General features: G+C 37.0%; 19 protein-coding genes. 1 reads left to right on the top strand and 18 read right to left on the bottom strand.

Annotation, left to right across the window (positions count from 1 at the left end; translation table 11 throughout):
• Window positions 1-10: 10 nt before the first annotated feature.
• The 18 genes from ABDZ97_RS04985 to ABDZ97_RS04900 all read right to left on the bottom strand — a co-directional run bounded on the left by ABDZ97_RS04985 (window position 11) and on the right by ABDZ97_RS04900 (window position 18,614).
• Entirely contained in the window at window positions 11-1,321 is a 1,311-nt protein-coding gene (locus ABDZ97_RS04985; RefSeq protein ID WP_343785467.1) for a carboxypeptidase-like regulatory domain-containing protein, read from the bottom strand.
• A gap of 227 nt (window positions 1,322-1,548) precedes the next feature.
• Window positions 1,549-2,118 carry a GNAT family N-acetyltransferase gene (locus tag ABDZ97_RS04980; protein ID WP_343785466.1) on the bottom strand — a complete coding sequence of 190 codons (570 nt, stop codon included), beginning with the start codon at window positions 2,116-2,118 and terminating at the stop codon, window positions 1,549-1,551.
• A gap of 163 nt (window positions 2,119-2,281) precedes the next feature.
• Window positions 2,282-2,740 carry a carboxymuconolactone decarboxylase family protein gene (locus tag ABDZ97_RS04975; RefSeq protein WP_343785465.1) on the bottom strand — a complete coding sequence of 153 codons (459 nt, stop codon included), beginning with the start codon at window positions 2,738-2,740 and terminating at the stop codon, window positions 2,282-2,284.
• Window positions 2,741-2,810: 70 nt separating this feature from the next.
• On the bottom strand, window positions 2,811-3,386 hold the full coding sequence (locus ABDZ97_RS04970; RefSeq protein WP_343785464.1) for a Crp/Fnr family transcriptional regulator: 576 nt from the start codon (window positions 3,384-3,386) through the stop codon (window positions 2,811-2,813).
• An 86-nt stretch (window positions 3,387-3,472) separates the two neighbouring features.
• On the bottom strand, window positions 3,473-3,943 hold the full coding sequence (locus ABDZ97_RS04965) for a hypothetical protein (RefSeq protein ID WP_343785463.1): 471 nt from the start codon (window positions 3,941-3,943) through the stop codon (window positions 3,473-3,475).
• 46 nt (window positions 3,944-3,989) lie between these two features.
• Complete coding sequence (locus tag ABDZ97_RS04960) at window positions 3,990-4,742, bottom strand: hypothetical protein (RefSeq protein ID WP_343785462.1); 753 nt, start codon at window positions 4,740-4,742, stop codon at window positions 3,990-3,992.
• 103 nt (window positions 4,743-4,845) lie between these two features.
• Window positions 4,846-5,289, bottom strand: a complete 444-nt coding sequence (locus tag ABDZ97_RS04955; protein WP_343785461.1) for a hypothetical protein — start codon at window positions 5,287-5,289, stop codon at window positions 4,846-4,848.
• 149 nt (window positions 5,290-5,438) lie between these two features.
• Complete coding sequence (locus tag ABDZ97_RS04950) at window positions 5,439-5,714, bottom strand: hypothetical protein (RefSeq protein WP_343785460.1); 276 nt, start codon at window positions 5,712-5,714, stop codon at window positions 5,439-5,441.
• Window positions 5,715-6,099: 385 nt separating this feature from the next.
• Window positions 6,100-6,909: an SH3 domain-containing protein gene (locus tag ABDZ97_RS04945; protein WP_343785459.1), complete on the bottom strand. Its 810-nt coding sequence runs from the start codon at window positions 6,907-6,909 to the stop codon at window positions 6,100-6,102.
• A 305-nt stretch (window positions 6,910-7,214) separates the two neighbouring features.
• The gene (locus ABDZ97_RS04940; protein ID WP_343785458.1) at window positions 7,215-8,540 is read right to left on the bottom strand and encodes a serine hydrolase domain-containing protein; all 1,326 of its coding nucleotides are present in this window, start codon (window positions 8,538-8,540) and stop codon (window positions 7,215-7,217) included.
• A gap of 38 nt (window positions 8,541-8,578) precedes the next feature.
• Window positions 8,579-9,631, bottom strand: coding sequence for a S41 family peptidase (locus ABDZ97_RS04935; RefSeq protein ID WP_343785457.1), 1,053 nt, complete (start codon window positions 9,629-9,631; stop codon window positions 8,579-8,581).
• 293 nt (window positions 9,632-9,924) lie between these two features.
• Complete coding sequence (locus ABDZ97_RS04930) at window positions 9,925-11,091, bottom strand: WG repeat-containing protein (RefSeq protein WP_343785455.1); 1,167 nt, start codon at window positions 11,089-11,091, stop codon at window positions 9,925-9,927.
• Window positions 11,092-11,260: 169 nt separating this feature from the next.
• A complete protein-coding gene (locus ABDZ97_RS04925; RefSeq protein WP_343785454.1) occupies window positions 11,261-11,584 on the bottom strand; it encodes a DUF6966 domain-containing protein in 324 nt (107 codons plus the stop codon).
• A 17-nt stretch (window positions 11,585-11,601) separates the two neighbouring features.
• The gene (locus tag ABDZ97_RS04920) at window positions 11,602-12,237 is read right to left on the bottom strand and encodes a CatB-related O-acetyltransferase (protein ID WP_343785453.1); all 636 of its coding nucleotides are present in this window, start codon (window positions 12,235-12,237) and stop codon (window positions 11,602-11,604) included.
• An 89-nt stretch (window positions 12,238-12,326) separates the two neighbouring features.
• Window positions 12,327-12,614 (bottom strand): hypothetical protein, encoded by a 288-nt coding sequence (locus tag ABDZ97_RS04915; protein WP_343785452.1) that lies wholly within the window; start codon window positions 12,612-12,614, stop codon window positions 12,327-12,329.
• 188 nt (window positions 12,615-12,802) lie between these two features.
• Window positions 12,803-14,146 carry a TolC family protein gene (locus ABDZ97_RS04910; RefSeq protein WP_343785451.1) on the bottom strand — a complete coding sequence of 448 codons (1,344 nt, stop codon included), beginning with the start codon at window positions 14,144-14,146 and terminating at the stop codon, window positions 12,803-12,805.
• Window positions 14,124-17,492: an efflux RND transporter permease subunit gene (locus tag ABDZ97_RS04905; RefSeq protein ID WP_343785450.1), complete on the bottom strand. Its 3,369-nt coding sequence runs from the start codon at window positions 17,490-17,492 to the stop codon at window positions 14,124-14,126. Before ABDZ97_RS04905 ends, ABDZ97_RS04910 begins: the two co-directional genes overlap by 23 nt.
• A 3-nt stretch (window positions 17,493-17,495) precedes the next feature.
• On the bottom strand, window positions 17,496-18,614 hold the full coding sequence (locus ABDZ97_RS04900) for an efflux RND transporter periplasmic adaptor subunit (RefSeq protein ID WP_343785449.1): 1,119 nt from the start codon (window positions 18,612-18,614) through the stop codon (window positions 17,496-17,498).
• Between the two features lie 209 nt (window positions 18,615-18,823).
• Between ABDZ97_RS04900 and ABDZ97_RS04895 the strand changes: the two genes are divergently transcribed.
• Window positions 18,824-19,246: a hotdog fold thioesterase gene (locus ABDZ97_RS04895; protein ID WP_343785448.1), complete on the top strand. Its 423-nt coding sequence runs from the start codon at window positions 18,824-18,826 to the stop codon at window positions 19,244-19,246.

Here is a 19,246-nt window from a genome sequence, read left to right as displayed (position 1 = left end):
ATCCGTATGGTTATTTTATTTTTTGGCGATATATATTCATTCTGCCAGATTCCATTTTTTCATTGTATAAATAATACGCGAATCCGTCACGTACTTTTATTTTGTCCGGGAAAACATGCCTCTTTAATTTGAATTCATTCACAACTTGTCCGCTATCAGGATCAATTTGCAACAAATAAGCCAATCCACCTCTTACGCATTTCACATATATTTCTTCTCCTGAATAGTCTATTATTATTTCATTCTTCCACCCGTTTTTATACTGATAATCGATCGGAAAAGTCCTTTGTAACTCACCTTGTTCATTAAGAACAAATGCTGAATCCACTATATGGTTAAAAATGAATATTGAGTCTCTCACTTTACATAAGGGATTATAAATTGGCCTACTCAAAGTAAGTTGATAAAACCATACCTTTTTTTCTACTTTTCGGGCAAAATCCTGCTGAGCGAGGCTGTTATCTCCTACTGTACTCGGAGCTATTCCTGCTTCTGCCATTGTTTCCCTGTAATAGTCGTCAATAGCAGTAAAACTTTCTTTGTCAACAATTTTCTGTACAAGTTTCTTTTTCTTACTATTCTTTTCAATCAGGTAGTAAATGATCGATTGATTATGTAAACCATAGTCCTCAAAGAACAGAACATCGTCATAGGCTGCCACACAGGGCAAAAGATATTCCTCAAATTTCCTAATTGGAAACCCATTCAGTAAACTCAAATCAGATTGATCTCCATAGATTTGATAGACAGTGTCTGCATACAGAATGTGTAAATTACCAAAACAGTCTCTGAATAATTTCTCCGGATTATTTCGAATAGCAATATCTTTCAACGTGTTACTATTACCATCTATCAATCTAAGCTTATATTGGTTGCCTTCTGAAAGTAGCAGAAATAATCCTTCAGGATGAAAATCGTAGTCAAGAATTAACGTACTGGGTTTATCATAAGTCCGTGCAATATTAGCTGCTCGTATCTCGACCTCTGTCAATTCCTCTGTCTTTGGTTTTAACGAAATAGCGAGTAAAATCGTATCCTTTTTTGATTGATCAATTTCTGTTCTCGTCATTTTCTTTTCCAGTGCATAATACCCTAGATATGAAATATAAATTGTTGTAGCTTGTTTGGGGAGTGTCAGATAAAAAATCCCCTGTTTGTTGGTCGTTGTTCCTTTCTTTGTGATTGTATCAAGAATGGTCGCACCTATCAGAGGAATATTATCAGTATCGACAACTCGTCCTACAATTGTTATCTGCCCCTTTTCCTGAACAAACCCCCAAAAGGAAGTCAACGCAAAAAATAATGTTATTAGTAATCTCATTCTATTCAATTGTAGTACTAGCAGGTCATTACTCCTTCTGGTAGCAGTGATATAAGAATCTACATATATCTTATCCTGGTTATCTATTGACCTCCTTTCAGCCACATAAGTCAACAGCTCATTAAATATAGTCAGAAAATTATTGAATCTAATTCGTTCTTGTAATCTTCTTTAGCCATTCCTTTGACTTTTTAAAAACTCTTTCTGATTACTTTTTTCATCCTGCTCTATTCATTTCTAAACTCATACCAAACACACTTCTCAAAATCAGGATAGTCCGATAATCTTGGGTGGTTAAACTCTCCTTTCTTGTTCATTCCGATTTTTTTCATGACATTTTCCGATCGGGTGTTTCTAACTGTACACGTGGAAATGATTCTTTTTAACTGTAAATCCGTACAAGCGAACTCCAGACACCTTTTAGCCCCTTCCGTAGCATATCCTTTTCCCCACGCTGATTTTTTCAAACGCCACCCAATATCTGTCGAGGGATTGAATACCGTTTCGTATTCCTGGTAGGCTAAACCAATAAAACCTATTAATTCTCCGGTTTCCAGTAGTTCAGTCGCAAAATAAGTGTATTCGTGTTTCTCGTAGTGCTTTTGAAGTCGCTCTATGAGTTCCGAAGTTTCCTTCTCAGTTAACGGTTTGGGAAAATGTTCCATTACTTCCGGATCTGCATTTATTTTAGCAAATTCTGTAACATCTTCTGTTGTCCAGTTTCGGAAACCAAGTCGTTTGGATTTCAGTATGTACTTTTCTTTCAATTTGTTTACCTGTTCTATTCCAACAACCATCTAAATTTTGTTCACAATCCATTTCAGGCTTCTACTATGGTTTCCTGCCAACGAAGCGGGCTCATTTTAGGCTGTATGTAATTGTAAGAGACCAAGATAGTAAAACGGGCTGAATTTTTAACCAGATCCAGCCCTTAGAATGCTCCTTACCGCTCTCAATTTGTCACGAAGGATGCACCATTTTTGTAGACACAGCAATCCGGTTCAGAAAATTCATGTGATTAACCGAAATGATAATCTGGGCTATTTCTTGATCAGAAAAGTATTTTTTAACAGCTTGATAAGTTGCTTCTCTTACCCCATGTTTTGCGATTTCGGTAATTTCTTCGGTAAATTGTAATACGGCACGTTCTTTATCAGTAAATAGCGGACTTTCTTCCCAGACACTAAGCGCAAATATTCGGCGTTCCGATTCGCCTAATTTTATTGCGTCTTTCGTATGCAAATCAATGCAGAATGCACATTTATTAATTTGGGAGGTTCTCATTTTTATCAATTCCCTTAGCTTTTTATCCAAACTTGTTTGGGCCAAATAGGTTTCGATGTCGATGATCAGTTTCCAGCAATTGGGTTCCAATGCTTTTACGTTTACTCTTTGTTCCTGATTAGTTATTGTAGACATACTGTTTAAATTTTGTTTTTAAATACAGTACAAAGATTACACGAAACAAATTGTATTTTCTTAAGCTGGTTTAAGAAACGTTCCGTTTCTTAATTTCACTTAAATATTCGGGTGTGAACCCCAGAAAAGAAGCGATTAAATATTGAGGGACGCGTTGCACAAAGTCAGGGAAATTATTCTTAAAGTGATGGTATAGTTCTTCACGTGAGTATTCATACAATAATTTCATTCGGTACTGGGAAGCGGCAAAAGCTCTTTGAAAAACAAGATGAAAATAGCGTTCCAATTCAGGTATTTCCTTCAGTAGTTTTTCTCGGGCACTATGTGTTAACACCAAAACTTCACTTTTTTCTACGGTACGAATGGAAAATTTGGAGCTGGTTTGTTGCGAAAAGGCAGAAAAATCAGTCATCCACCAATTCTCAAGAGCAAAATCAATGGTTTGCTCTACTCCGTTTTCTTTGAGATAAAAAATTTGCAAACAACCCGCATTCACAAAAAAGAGATCTCTGCATAATGCTCCTTCTTTCAAAAGGAGTTGCTTTTTGTTTACTACTTTGCGTTCAAAAAATTCATCCAACCTAATTAAATCAAGCTCTTTTGTGCTGATGAATTTATCGATATGTTCTTTTAAATTTTCAGTCATTGGATACTTGTCTACACGATTTTGCCAGTATTTGACGATGTAAGCACACTCAATCTAATTGAAACCTTATCCTTCATACAACCTTCTTATTTCGTAACATCTTCAGATTTCATTTCCAAAACTTTGCCTTCATCTATTACTTCAATTCTATTCGTAAACGGATCGTAATGTTCAATAGTCCATTCCCCTTTCCTGAAAATAAATGAAATGTAAGGAGCTAACTCAACATTTTGAGTAATAAACAAATTATCTCCTTCACAAGGCGTATAATCAAAGTCAAAACAATTTTCGACATTCAGGTTTAATGCAATCCATTCAGTATTCAGACCATTCCCGATGTCGTCAGAAGGAAACAGGTATCGCCCCAACATAAGCTCTTCCTCCTCTCCAAGGTACCTGAATAATCTCCAAATATACATTAGCGGGATCTTGTCATTTTTCTTATTCGGAATTTTCACCAATTCTCCTTTGACTTCCCGATAAAGATCCTGTTTTCTATACCTGATTTTGTCACCTTCACAGGTGCATAATTTTATACCTGTACTAAAATCACACATATACTCCGATTACTTATAGCTATGTTATGGTCTTTTATTTAATGCATTACGTGCACTGGAAAAATATTCTTACCAGTCTGGTTTTTGGTGAAAAAAATACAGAATAATCTCCAAAAATATCAAATCCACACATGTCAGAAGCCCTAAAAACAAATTCTAAAGTATCTCCATTTTCATCTTTGAATACCTCCAACTCATAATTTGTAATATCATAATCATCTTCTACTTCGACAAGTATTTCGGACAAGTCATCTTCATCCGGATCATAGTTTGGGTCATTGTCTATGATATGGTTTTCCAGTTCTTCCTCATAGTAAGTATAAGTAGCCTGACACCAACTTGCACCATTTACTTCTAATTCAATAAAATCTGTATGGTTCACGAACCTTCCGTGCTCTTCTTTTGATACAGATACATTTTCAGGTGTTTTTCCCCAATCAAAATGCTCATTATCTCGATACCCGTCAAGAAGTTTTTCCAAAGCCAATGAAAAATCTTGATAATCAGAAATTTTTAATTTATTTGTACCTAAAAACTGATACAAATTGTCTTCTGTAAGTCGATAGTCAACATAATCTAAAAAAACAGGACATGAAATCGCGTGGAATTTTAACCCCTTGTATCTCTCTTTGATTACCTCGCCGTCTACGGAGAAAAAAGGATATAAGTATTCGTTATCATAAAGTTCATTTTCTTTCAAGCAATCTTCCGGTGCAGGATTGATTGTTGCTACAATTTCTTTATCAGATATAGAAAATATGCATCTCTCCCGTTTTTTAAAATCTGATAGCTTTTTCATTATAGATTCTTTTTTACAAAATCGTTAATATACTAAGTTGTTTTACTACTTTTTATAGGTTGGTACAGATCGTTTTTAGGTGTTGAGCCATACTTACACGCCTCTATTTTTTATACAAGTTCCGAACCTGTGGTAGTAAGGCAATAAAAAGAATGAGGATGGCCAAAAAAATATAAAATGTATGTAACCAATGTACCCCCTGGATGAACACCATTTGAAGTTGAATCCAACTGATGAGAGCAAACCCTGTGTATATGCTGAAAGTCCAGGTCCAATGCATGTCTTTAAAGAAATTGACTTTCTCTGCGATTCCGGATTTCGGTTTTTTCAGCAATGCAAATACGAGTAGCATAGGGAAAACACCAAGTACCAGAAATAAAATGATTCCGGGGATAAAAAAATTACTAAAAGGGGATTTTTCAAGCATTGACAAAGGCATTCCGAGCAACTCTCCGGTTGGAGAAATGATCAAAGCCCCACCTCCTGCAATGGCTCCCAATCCAAGAAAACCTAATTCGATTAGAAGTATATTTCTGGCCGCTTTCATTGAGTTCATTAATTTATGAGTACCCCATTTTCTGTTCTTCAAGGGTCTGTAACATTTTGCTATATAGCATTCTTTAGCTCAGCTAAAGATACTTCTTATGCTTCGAAGTCCGAAAAAAGCTCTGTTTTCATGTAAAATCAACTGATTTTTCATTCTTTTAGTCGTTTATATGTCTTTAAATACATTTTTGAAATACCGACTTGCCAGTCAACCAGCGAGTCTTTATATACCTTCGTTTTATATAAATTAAAGCCATTGAATGAATCATGGTATACTTCATACCTGATAAGGCTATCTTTTATTACGTAAAATATTTCATTCAAAACAGGAAGGTTATCTACTTCACCGTTTGAAGGGAGGTGTTCTAATGGACTATCCTGTTGAATTCCTTTTACGCGAATTTTACCATCCTTATCGTATTTCAAAAAAAAATACGAGTGCTTTGAGTAATTCAGTGTTATAACCGTCGTATCATTATCAATAACCCTAACCGAATCATTGAAATCGGCAGATCTATCGTAATGAATATAAAAATATTGATCTTCTAAAAAAGGTAAATAATATTTTTCCTGGAATTTACCTTCATACTTCGGTCCCCTTATAGAGTATATTAATGCACTACAACTTGCTAAAAGTGCACCACTAATTATTAGTAAGATTATTCTTTGAATTTTCATTTAATTATCGCTAATGGTATGTAAATAATAGTGATTTTCTACTCACCAATCTTTCAGTTTGATACTGACCTTTGTTTTCTATCACTTTAAACATACTTGATTACATATTCTAATAGCTGTAGTTTTTCTATTTTTAATCCACTCCCTGTATCCATTCATTCATATAGTCTACAAATTTTGACTGTTCTTTTTCAGGATAATCGTCAAAAAAGGTTACATAATAACCCCAATTTAATTTATGAGTATCCGTATATTCAAGTTGAAGTTGTCTAGAATGGACCAGTCCGATTAAATGCTGCTTTTCAAAAAGCAAAACAATTCTAAATCCTGGCGATGGGTCTTCTATAGAGTTTTCGTAATTATAATAGGTTTCAAATGTTCCATATTCAACAGCATTATCTTCTAATTGAAAAGACTTAATAAACTCTTTCCAACCCGAAATCCCCCTCCCCTTTTGTTCTAAATTATTTTTGAAAACAGTCTCGATTACCGTCATGGGTTTGATGTTATTCCTGTGAGTATAACCATAAAGCATAGCATAGGCAAAGTCTCCGCCTCGTCCTGTGCTTACAAAATGAGATTTAATAACTCTGCCGATAGTGTCATCATTTACAATGATTGACCTTCCTTTTAAGATTGTATCTATACCAAATTCATTGTATCCAATGTCTGCATAAACTAAAATTTTATACCAATTATTTTCAGGTTTTGTGGTTACTTCAACAAGCGCATTATCGTTTAACTCAAATAGAATGTCACCATTCGGTTTGTTCCGAATATTTGCCGGACCATCGATTCTTTCACCAATAATCAAGTCGGTTTCTTCTACCTCAGAAACAGTTATGATTTTGTCTTCAGGTTTAATCACTCTCTTTTCATTCGTCTGTTCGGAGTTACAGGCCAAAATTGAAATCAGTAGAATAATATAGATTAGACTCTTCATTTTAAATTAATACCAACGATTTTGTATTTGTATAAATAATAGTACGGGGTTTTCTACTAAACTACACATTATTTTTAAATCAAAAAACCACTCTTCAATTTACTTACAACGTTCTATGCGGGGGCAATAAGGTAGACTTGAAACACTGAAATTTCAGATTTACCGCACCCAGACAAGCATTTCTAATTTTTATTTCAATAACTGAAAGGGCTGAAAAAGAAATCCTACTGCCAATCGGATAATAATATCTCTTTATCAGCATTTTCATTTCATCTACTCCCCTCTTTTACTATCCTATAAAACTCTTACTTTGGCAATTTCGTATAATACTCCTGAATATTTCCCTGTGTTAATTTCATTTCTTTTTTAGCAGGAAAAAATTCTAATTGTATTTCATTTTCGTATTGAAAAATATGGTTCTCTTTATAATCAATAGGAAAGAACATTTGCCCTGAGCTTGCATTTTGAAATATTGCGTTTTTACCGTCTGATGAAACAGTTACGGTAAATCCTCTTTTCTTCTCGACATAAGTGCCCGCTATTTTTCCAAATTCCTTTTCTGATAATTTATTGATTTTATTAAAGTTGGGTAATTCAGGACTAGTTCCATAGGCATATTGAAGCATTGCCATTTGAATGTCCTCGGAATAAATGTTGATAGCGTTTGCCAAAGTCACAATTCCCAATTTTTCTTTGGGGAAATACCAGTATTCCGAAAAGTAATTTTCAATCCTTCCACCGTGTGTATAACCTTCGGGACTACTAAAAGGAAGTTTTTCAATCCCCATTCCGTATTCGCCTCCGTTTTTGGGAAGCATTATCTCCAGGCTTTCTTCTGAAATCAGCTTTTTGTTGAATAATGCAGAAAGAAATAGATTCAACTCGACCGCTGTAGAAACCATTCCTCCACTTGCCGGATGATTGGAAAAATTCACTTTTGCATTTTGGATGTATCTATTTTGGATGTTATAAGACAAAGCTTCCTTCTTTGTTTCATCTGTTTCCGTAGTGAAATATGTATTTTTCAAATTGAGCGGACGGCATATTTTTTCTTTTAAAATTTCAGCAAAGGATTGATCGTAAACTTTCTCCAGAATGAAGCCTAATAATGCATAGTTCGTGTTACTGTACTCAAAATCGGTGCCGGGTTCAAAATTGCTCTTTTCATGAACAAAAAATTCAATAAATTCTTCTTCTGTATGAAAGGCTTGTTCCCAGCTGTTTTCTCCGGGAATTTCTGTGAAATTGATAATCCCCGAACGGTGTTTTAGCAATTGTTCAATGCTTATTTTTTCTGCATTTTTTATTTGAGGGTAAAAGGAATGTAATGTATCATCCAACCTTAACTTTCCTTCTTCTACGGCTTTCAAAACTAAAACAGCTGTATAGGTTTTCGTTACCGAACCGATACGAATTTTTGTGTCAGTATCAATTGCTATTTTTGTATCAGCATTAGCTAATCCTACCGTCTTTGTATAAATGATGCTATCGTTAAAAGAGATGGCAACACTTCCCATCATTTTTCTGTTCTGGAAAAGATGTTCAAAATACTTGTCTAATTGTTGTTGGGCAGATAGTGATGTACCAATAATGAAATTGATTAACAGTATGATGATGGAACTCTTTTTCATTTTTACTTCTGGATTTGGTATTAAACCACTTTACGGTCTTATTCGTTGATGTATCTTATGGCAAAATCCAACCAATCTTCAACTGTTTCATCTAAATAAACATCCGGCTGAATACCTATGTTGTCAATAGGATATTGCGGAAGTCTTGATGAGCGGTATGTAGGCAGATACAATATAAAATTGTCGCAGCCAAACTTAAATTCTCGTATGGAACCATAATCTAAAACACCCATAGATGGCGTCCCCAGGATCTTCACTTTTTTACTCTGACGTGATGAAAACAAAAAGTTTTCGCCCGCACTGGCAACATTTTCATTGGCTAAAATAATGATTTGTTCCGGGCTTTTTGCGTTTAACGGAATCGTATCAATCGTTACCTTTTGCCCATTATACAGCACAAATTCACCCAGGTTTTCATTATATTCTTTTAAGCCTTCTTCAATGTCACGTATGGCATTTAGCGAGTCTTTATGCTCATTTTGCAAAGCATAATCCCGCAAACCATTTATCAATGTAGGCGTCGATAAAAATTCAACATTCATAATCCGTAAAGGATTAGTTAAGATATAAGGCAATAGAGGTTGGTACACATCATCGGTGCCTCCAAAATTATCTCTAACGTCGATAATCAAAGCCTTTGATTTCGCTATCTGCTTTTTGTTTTTTTCTACCAATTCTTTTACTAGAGTAATATTTTCATACCTGAAACTGGAAATTTTCAGATAGAAAATATCGTGAGTTAATACCCGTACTTCAACCTCTGGTTCAGTCTCTTTGTTATTCGAGTTAGTGACTTCTACTTCATTTTTAGTAACCGCTTCTATAAAAATATGCTCATCTTTAAAAAAGGAAATATAGCCATTCAATACAGTTATACAGTCCTGGTTATTGACGGTTTTGGAGATTGTGATAGCAGCTGTTTTCTGGTGGTTGTATAACTCAGTATGTGCTTTTGTTTTTTCTTTAAACCCGGGATAATCGCTTTCTATTTTAGCAATTAAATTATTTAGAGCCTTGTCACAATTACAGATATCTTGCCCAAATAATGAATTCACTGCAAACAGAAGAACGAGGTACAATATATTTTTCATTTGAAATACTTTAAAATCACTACGCAAAAGTAGTAAGGGTATTGCATTCAAAATTGTAAAAATGTAACCAGCTAGATAAATAACCAGACGTTTTCTTTTTCGATAGTTACATTTTTAAAAAACAAACCCGAATTTGTTTTAGTTAATGCCCTGAAATCTTTGATAAAATGTGATTGGTCGTAAAATAGGCTACGATGGGAAAGGCTTGTGAGACTTTCACTCTTTTTAATATATATTCTGTATCTATCGTTTAAGGTTTAAACAAAGGAACTGTTCAAATTATTTTCTCATCCTCAAAATAGTCTTTTCCCTTCTTTATCGATAAAAAACCAATTACCCTCTTTCTTGACTAGTGCTACACCGTCACTGAAGGGATAAACATTCTCAAATTTTTCAGGAAATACTTCCTTTCCTGTGAGATCTAAAAACTGCCATTTTCCGTCCTTCAGTACATTCAAAATCCCTTCTCCGGTACCTATCACATCATAAATAGCCGGAATTATTTCTTTTCCGGAAGTATCTATACACCCCCATTTTGACCCTGAATTTAAACAGACTCTTGCAACTCCATCCCAAAAGTCATATACATTGCTATATTTAAAAGAAATGACTTCTTTGCCTGTAGTATCAATAAAACCATATTTTCCGTTTCGTTTTACTGCTGCTAACCCACATCTGAAATTCGGATAGCCATCGTATTGCAACGGAATAACTTCTTTTCCTTGCTTATTGATGAAACCGTACTTATCATTTATTTCAACAAGTGCTAAACCTTCTCTGAAATAATATCCGATATCATATAAAGGTTCGACGACAACTTTTCCTTGTTTGTCAATATAACCTACCTTTCCGGATATTGTAACAGGTGCCAATCCCTCAATAAAAGAAGATGCCGATTCTACATTTGTAAGGGCTGTTTTTTTGTTATTCATTTTATCAATGATAAACCACTGTTCGTTCTCCTTTACAGTGGTTACATCGTCTTCAAAGTCTGAAGCTGCTTCATATTGCAGGGGAATCACCTCTTTTCCCGTAGTATCGATAAAACCCCACTTTCGGTCTAGTTTGACCATTGCATATCCATTCTGAAAGTCCATAATAAAATCATATTTTATTGCTGTGATTTCTTTTCCTGAACGATTGATCACTCCGTATTTTTCATTGTATCCTGGTTGATCATGGAGTACTACTTTAGAAAATCCGTTTTTGAAATCATAAGCAACATCGTACTTACATGCAATGACCTCCTTTCCTCTTTTGTCGATAAATCCCTTTTTTTTATTTTTGGTTACGGTCGCTAAACCTTCTTTGTAAGAATCAACATATTGATAGGCATCCAAAATATTTTCTGTATTCTGCCGTACCTGGGTGCTACCTGAATTAGATAAAGTTTCAGTCTTTTGCGCGTAATTACAGTTTGTAAATATAATTCCGCAAATGAGAATAGTGATACTCTTCATGGTTATTCTAGTTCGCCTCCATTTCATATAACCTCTACGTTTTTTATTTGATGTTGTGGGGATTTAATCATTTCAAATGTCATTGTCTGCTAAATGGGAGAATATCAGTTTTTCATCTTTACCCAAAAAATTATTTTATTCGATTACACCCAACAATTTACACACTTTATCAGACACTATCTTTATGTATTTCCCGATTTAATTTGTCCGCTGCAGCGAACACACAATTTCCTAATCTAATTAATTCAGTATTGGCAAAGTCCTCTTCACTTTTTTCAATCCGATGTCCATTTATCTGGCAGATTACTAAATCAATAAAACTTCCCATTCCTCCTCGCATCTTTTTTAGTGCTTCAAGTCCGCGAATATCTCCGTTATCAATCATTTTTTGCGTTTGGGAAAATATAGATGCCCAATTTTCCTCATCATATTTTTTTAAATGAGTAATCAAATGCTCAAGTTCATCAATCAGTTCACCCTGTAACTCTTTCATTTGCAAATTGTTCCCAATCACTTTACCCATTTTTTCAAATCAATTTTCGTCTTTTCCAAGTCATCACAGCTTAAAATAGGAATAAGTTGATTTATCTGTTCAGTAGGTAAGTCCCACCATTTCAATTTGAGTAGTAGAGAGATTAACTCATCATCAAACCTTTTTCTAATCAATCGTGCCGGATTTCCTGCTACTATAGAATATGGCGCAATAGTACTTCCGACAACACTATTTGCACCGATAATAACTCCATCTCCAATATGTACTCCCGGCAAAATGGTTGTATTTTGTCCGATCCATACGTCGTTCCCGATTACAGTATCTCCTTTTACTGACATCTTCTCTATGGGAGGAATAGACTGTTCCCATCCTTCAAAAATATAAAAAGGAAATGTCGAAGCGGCATTCATCTGGTGATTCGCCCCGTTCATGATAATTTCAATACCGGCAGCGATTTGACAAAATTTTCCTATTATCAGTTTATCTCCATAAAAGTCATAATGGTGTGTGACGTGTTTTTCAAAGTCGACATCACTGAAATAAGTAAAGTCTCCAACGATAATATTTTTTGATTTAATCGTTGGTTTCACATACGTAACTGTCTTGACATTTGGAACAGGATAAATGGTATCTGGATTTGGTTTTTGTATCATGCTTATTTTCTGAATTACAGTCTATTTACAATTCCGAACAACGATTCATGTATTATTTCGTTGTATGGTTGGGCAACTAAGTTACTGAATTACAAGCGTTGTTGCGGGTAGTCAATTTTTAATCTTTCTTCCTTTTCTGGTTTTTCTGAATGTCCGAGGGGTTTTAGCATATATTGAAAAATAGTATTAGATTCTCTTTCCTTAATCTCGTTTATAGATTTTTGTCGTTTTTGGTCAGACTCAAATCTCATTAGCATATACTCCACCGATTCATTGTCAAATATTGTTTGTTCAGCTATTGCGTGGTCAAAAAGTATCCTTGCAATAACCATCCAGGTCCGTCCTGATTTTTCAGAGATCAGTTTTGTATCTTTCAAGAGTCCGTTTTCTGAATGTTGCAATTCAAGGATTATTCCTATACCGGTTATAGTAAAACTATCTTTCGTTATTGCCTTTGCGTCACTCACTTTTAATTATCCTTAATGTGTTTACACCATCCGTCACGACCTTTTCCAAAGGAGATATCCACTTGACAATAAAGACAAAACCTTCCCGTACGCTTACTTTACTCAACTACCTGCGAATGATACAAACCAATATTACCCGTGAGTCGGAAAATCTCGAAGAATACCTCTACCCGATTGTACAGATTGTCCAGATGCGTCAGACGAGCATTAATGTAGCTATTTCTGAGGGTTTGGAGTTCTATAGAGTTGATCGTTCCCAAACGCAGGCGTTCCTGTCCGATTTCCCATACACGTCCTGCGTATTCAATATTTTGCGACGATACAGCAACCAAACGATTCCGGGCTTCGAACATTTCCAACAACCCTTCCATACTGTTCATGAGCGAATTTTTCATTTCGTCATAATTCAACTGGCTGATCTCTTCCTGAATTTTTGAAACTTCTACAGCCCTTTTTGATTTCCAGTTATTGAAAACATTGTAGCGCAGGGTCAAATTAGCCGAATACATAAGCGTCTGTGTTTCTGCTTCAAACAGATCATTTTTCACCTCCCGAATCCACGAGAAACCGGGTTGAATCCCTCCCTGAAAAGTCAACGTCGGGAATAAAAAAGATCGCTGGTATTTAGTCTGAATTTCTGATAACCGGATATTAATCATCTGGTTTTTCAGGTTGTTATTATTCTCAACCAGTTGGCGTTTTGCTTCAATTCCGTTAATCTCCGGAAGAATGAAATCCAACTGATCTGTTGGGTTCAACAGGCTATCCAATGGTAAATTCATTAACAGGTTCAGATTTCTCAATGCGTTTCTGTATGAAATTTCCTGCATTAACAGATTAGTTGAATCCGAAAGGTACTGGTTCTTAAACTGCATCAACTCCAACGAACTGGCTCCCGCATATTCTTCTTTTAACTCATAGTACTTCACCTGTTCCCGGGAAAAAGCGGTCAGCTCACGAAGCAATTCCAGTCGTTCCTTGTGCATTACTGCCGAATAATACCCTTTGATAATGTCAGACACCGTGGTTTCAATAATAACTGTCGCATTTCCTTTTGACTGCTCTTCCAGTTGCTCCAATCGTCTTTTGGACATGATTACCCCCATCCCTGAAAAAATATTCCAGTCCAGACTCAATGCCGGTTGCAGACTTTGCGAGAGAATCATCCCCGGAGTAAAAGTAAAAGGGTTCTTGGTGTTGTCTTGTAAACCATTGGCCGAAGTAAGACTCACCGACAGGGTCGGAAATGCGCCTGCTTCTGACCAGGTGTTATTCTTCTCCGCTATTTCATTATTCTTGTCAGCTATCCGGATCTGAAAATTGCGTTCCAGTGCAAGCTCAATAGCTTCTCTAACGGTAATCTCATTTTGTGCATTACCACCAACTGCAATCAGAACAGCAGCAAAGACTAAATAGAATTTAATTTGTGCTTTCAACTTCATGAATTTTTTTCTGAATTTTTGTACTTGTCTCCACTTCTGCATGAGAAGGTTTTTTCCCGGTCCAGAGCCATGTAAAGAATCGCTTGACATCATTTCCAAAGAGCAGTGCAGATGGGAAAAACAGTAAGATCATAATGGTTCCGAACAGAACACCAAAAGCAATGGAGACCGCCATAGGAATAAGAAACTGCGCCTGCATGGATTTTTCGGCAATCAAAGGAAGTAAACCTGCCACCGTTGTCACCGTCGTGAGTAAAATCGGACGGAAACGGGAACGGGAAGCTTCAACCGCTGCTTCAAAAGAAGAGTATCCTTCCCGGATCAGGTCGTTATAACGATCCAGGAATACAACGGCATCATTTACCAGTACACCAATCAGGGCAATCATCCCAAAGACACTTAATAAAGAAACCGGGATACCGACAATACCGTGTCCTAAAATAGCTCCTGCCAATCCGGCCGGTAAAACAAGTATAATCATCAATCCCTGGTACAACGACTGGAAATGAAGTGTAATAATTGTTATCATTACCACCAATACAATCAACGTCATGTACTGCATCGAATTACTCGTTTTTGAGCTTCGTTCTGCCTGCCCCAGATGAAATACTTCCACATCGGGAAACATACTTTGTAATTTAGGAATAATCTCCTTACTTATCTTCCCGTTTACTTCTGCTGTCTTGTCCGGGTCGATCACGTCGGCCTCAACCTCTACCTGTCTCTTTCCGTCACGTCGTTTCAGACTCTCGTATCCGTTTCCAATCGTGAAATCAGCCAGCTCGTGCAACGGCACCTCCGCACCGGAAACTGTTTTGATCCGCATATTCTGAAGATGCGCGACAGAATTACGGTCTTCCTTCGGGTAACGAACCCAGACTTTCACCTCATCCGTACCAATGATTACGCGCTGTGCTTCTGCTCCGAAAAAACCTTGCCGGACCTGTCGCAGCACTTCTGCTTCACCAATGTTATACATATCTGCCTGAGGGCGCATATTGAGATAAATCTCATTTTTTCCGGGAGGCATATTATCAACCACATTTTTTGTCTGATCCAGCAGTGCAATCTCATTTTTGAAAAACAGACGCGCCTGATCCAACGACTCATTGTTAGCTGAAGAAAGCCCGAATTCAACCGGTTTTCCCCATCGGTTCATCCCGATTACAACAAAATCACTTGCCAGTTTCGCTTCTTTGCGCTCTTCCATGCGTTTCAGCACCCGGTTCATAAATTCCCCCACAGATGCTTTTTTATCTTCGGCATCACAAAAAACCATCACGGATCCTGTGTGCATCCCTACCTGACCTAGCTGACCGGCAGCTCCGACATTACTGGAATAATAAGACAACAATGTGTCTCCTGTTTCATCAATCAATCGCTGATTTTCTTCCTTTACAACTTGTGTGGCAACGGTAATAAAGTCTTCCACAGAACGTTTATTTTCCCCCGGCTTATACGCTACTTCAACGAAAAACATATCCGGTTCAATATTGGGAAAAAAGGTTGCTCCGATCTTACCGGAAATCAGACTTTCCCGAGTAAAGATGATTAATACTAACGGAACAAATACTACGATCCGATAGCTCCATTTTTTATTCGCAAACCGCAGTATATCTTCTAATACTTTATCCCGGATATACGCGATGAATTTATCAGCTCCTTTACGTACATGATGCTCTACCGGAGAAGCAGAAAAACCTGTAAAGATCATCGCTCCGCCCACAACCAGTAGCGAAAAAGGGAATAAAGCTGCCATAAATGACGAGACATAATCCCCAAACATACGGGTAGCAATAAAAATAAGCCCTATACCTGCAATAGTAAAGAGTATCCCTTGCCAGACCTTCAGTTTATAGTTTTTCTCTTCGGACAAAATAGATTTACTGGAGAGATGGGAAGGAAGAATAAAAAATGCCTCAAATAGCGAAAATAAAAGACAGGCAATAACTACTACAGCCATTTCCCGCATCATTTCCATCCCCTCGATGAATAACAGCATTGAGAAGGCAACCATTGTGGTAATAACAGACGTAAAAACAGACGGTAATACTTCCATAGTTCCATCCAAAGCCGCTCTTGGAGCACTTTTCCCCCGTTCAAAATGGGTGTAGATATTTTCCGCAATTACAATTCCATCATCAACCAGAATTCCGACAACGAGAATCATACCAAAAAGGGAAATCATATTAATAGACATTCCGTACCAATACCCAATAATAAACATCCCCAGAAAGGAGAAAGGAATTCCGAAGGCTACCCAGGCGGACAGTTTCAGGTTCAAAAACAAACCGAGAGCCACCAGTACAAGGATTAATCCGAAAATTCCATTTTCGCTCAGCAGATCAATCCGTGCCGACAACATTTCACTGAATTCGTAAAAAATCTGAAAATGATAATCCGGATTGGCTTCATTAAATTTTTTCTGAAATGTTTTTACTGCTTCAGCTATTTCAGTCAGACTCTCATCCGTTGTTTTATCAATATTTAAGACAATGGCCGGTTGTCCGTTAAATTTAGCCAGTTCCGAATCTTCCGAAAACTGATACGAAATATCTGCCACATCCCGCAAGAATACCGTTTCCCCTGTTAGTGAAGTCCGAACAATAATTTCGCCAATCTCTGCAGGTTTCGTGGTTCGGTTCTGACTCCGAATAATCAGATCTTTATCTGTCCCCCTGATTTGTCCTGCCGTTATGTCAATATTTTTTGTCGAAATAGCCAGAGAGATCTGTTCAAACGTTAACCCATAACGCAACAAATCATTTTCACGAACATTTACGGTGATTTCCGCTGTTGGAAAACCTGTTTTCTCTATTTGCGTGATTACTTTGGTATCCAATAAATCATTTTCGACCTGTATCGCTTTATCCCGGAGTTGCATCAACGGCATATCCGGTGACTTGGCACTAATACCAACAATAGCAACACGACTGGACATCCCACCGGTTTTCAAACGGGTGATTACCGGTTTTTCAGCTCCCTGCGGAAATGAGTTAATCGAGTTTACAGCATTCTCTACATCAGAGAGCAACTCATCCATATCAGCATCCTGTTCTGCCGAAATAGTAATGGAAGCTACATTTTCCGAAGAAGTGCTATTAATATGCTCAATATCTTTCAGCCCTTTGATAGCCTGCTCCACCTTAATCGTAATACCTTCTTCCATCTCCAGAGGAGAAGCTCCCGGATACATAACATTTACCGTAATCGTTTTCGGGTCCAGCTCAGGAAAAAAAGAACTGCTGTAAATGCTCAGCGTATACAAACCAAAAAGCGTCGTTATTACAATAAACGCATTGGTCCATATCGGACGCTTAATAAAAAACTGAACTAGATTCTTCATTCCTTACATTTTTTTGATTCCAACGATACGCATTGAATCCGGAACATTTGCTACCTGATCGGTAATGACAAAGTCCCCGTTTTTTAATCCTGCTACAAGAAGTGTATCCGGAACAGAAGCCAATACCTGGACCGGAACCGATACGATAGCACTATCTTTTATTATGTTCACTGTATTTTCCTTAACACACAAAAACGGTACTGCCATTGCTTCCGCTATCGATTCTTTGTTCATCTTCGCGTTTACGTACATTCCATTGAATATCTTTTTACCCGGTAAAGGTTCAATACTGAAGTAAGCATCAACAGATTGAGTATTCCGGTTGATTACATTAGAAATACGACTAAGTCTACCCTTACCGATTTGTATTCCTGAAGCATCAGTCACCTCAATGGTTCCTTTTTCTTCAAAGAAGGTGATATCTTTAAGCATTATCGGAATTTTCACTTCATAATCTCCGGTTTTTATAATGGATGCTACAGGTGTACCCGGATTAACAATAGCTCCTGGTTCTGCTGCTACTTCTGTGATAGTTCCATCAAAGGGAGCTACAAAAAAATACTTTTCCAGTCTTAATTCCTGGCTTCGGATTGTATTAAACTCAGCTATAATGTTTCGCGTAGTGAAAAAAAGCTCTTCCTTTTTTGAATTGAACTTTGGAAGGGGCGGCAGATAACTGTCAATAGAAATTGTATTCATGAATTTTGTCCACTTACCGACTTCCTCCGGATAATCCAGTTTAACATCTGCCATGACATTCGCCAACAAGGTTAAAAATGAACTTTTTCGGGCACTTAAAGTAAAAACAGTTTCACTATTATCAACAGCGGCAAGTATCTGACCACGCCGAAAACGAACTCCTGGTTTCAGTTGTACTTCTCCTTTTTTCAGTCGTCCCGAAACTTCAAAAGCCAGATCTATTTGCAGATTTGAATTAATTTGTCCGTAGGCTTCAAGCGAAAAGCTTCGCACTTTATTATTTACCTCCATAACGGGCAGGTAAACAATACTCGAAGCAGTAGCTTTTTTACTTTCGGCTTTCTCTCCTGAATTTACCCGAAAAAAGATCAGGCCTAATACAACAAGAATACTTCCTATGATAACGAAATGTCTTGGTTTCATCTAATTACGTTTTGATAAAGCAAATGTAACAATCGGATACTTTTCCTGTTAAAAAATGTGATAAATGGAATCGTCAAAAGATGAATGGAAATACTATTCTTTTTCTTTCTTTCAGAATTCACTTTTCACCTCCTCTATCTTTAGATTCATGCACGCATAAATTCTCCCTGATTTTATCCTTACATTTGTAGAAAATGCTTCGTAATACCATGATAAAACAAGTTCCACTGGAAAAGATTAACGAGATGAACAAGGGAACCCTGATGGAGCACCTTGCTATCGTTTTTACAGAAATAGGAGAAAATTACCTTGTAGCAGAAATGCCTGTTGACAACAGAACTCATCAACCCCTTGGATTACTTCATGGCGGGGCAAGCGCAGCCCTAATAGAATCTATTGGTTCACTAGGTTCTGCACTACTTCTGGATCTGGAAAAGGAAGTCCCTGTAGGTCTTGAAATCAACGCCAATCATCTGAGAGGGATGAAAAGCGGAACGGTTGTAGCCCGTGCGGAGATCATTCACAAAGGATCAAAAACCCATGTTTGGAATGCTGTACTGACGGAGAAAGAAACAGGAAAGAAAGTTTGTATCGGCCGTCTTACGGTTATGGTAGTCCCTGCGGGAAGCTAA

It is taken from the genome of Wandonia haliotis, assembly GCF_039523435.1.
GTDB lineage: Bacteria > Bacteroidota > Bacteroidia > Flavobacteriales_D > Crocinitomicaceae > Wandonia > Wandonia haliotis.
The sequence above is the reverse complement of the archived record's forward strand: the minus strand, read 5'-3'. Positions and strand labels throughout refer to the sequence as shown.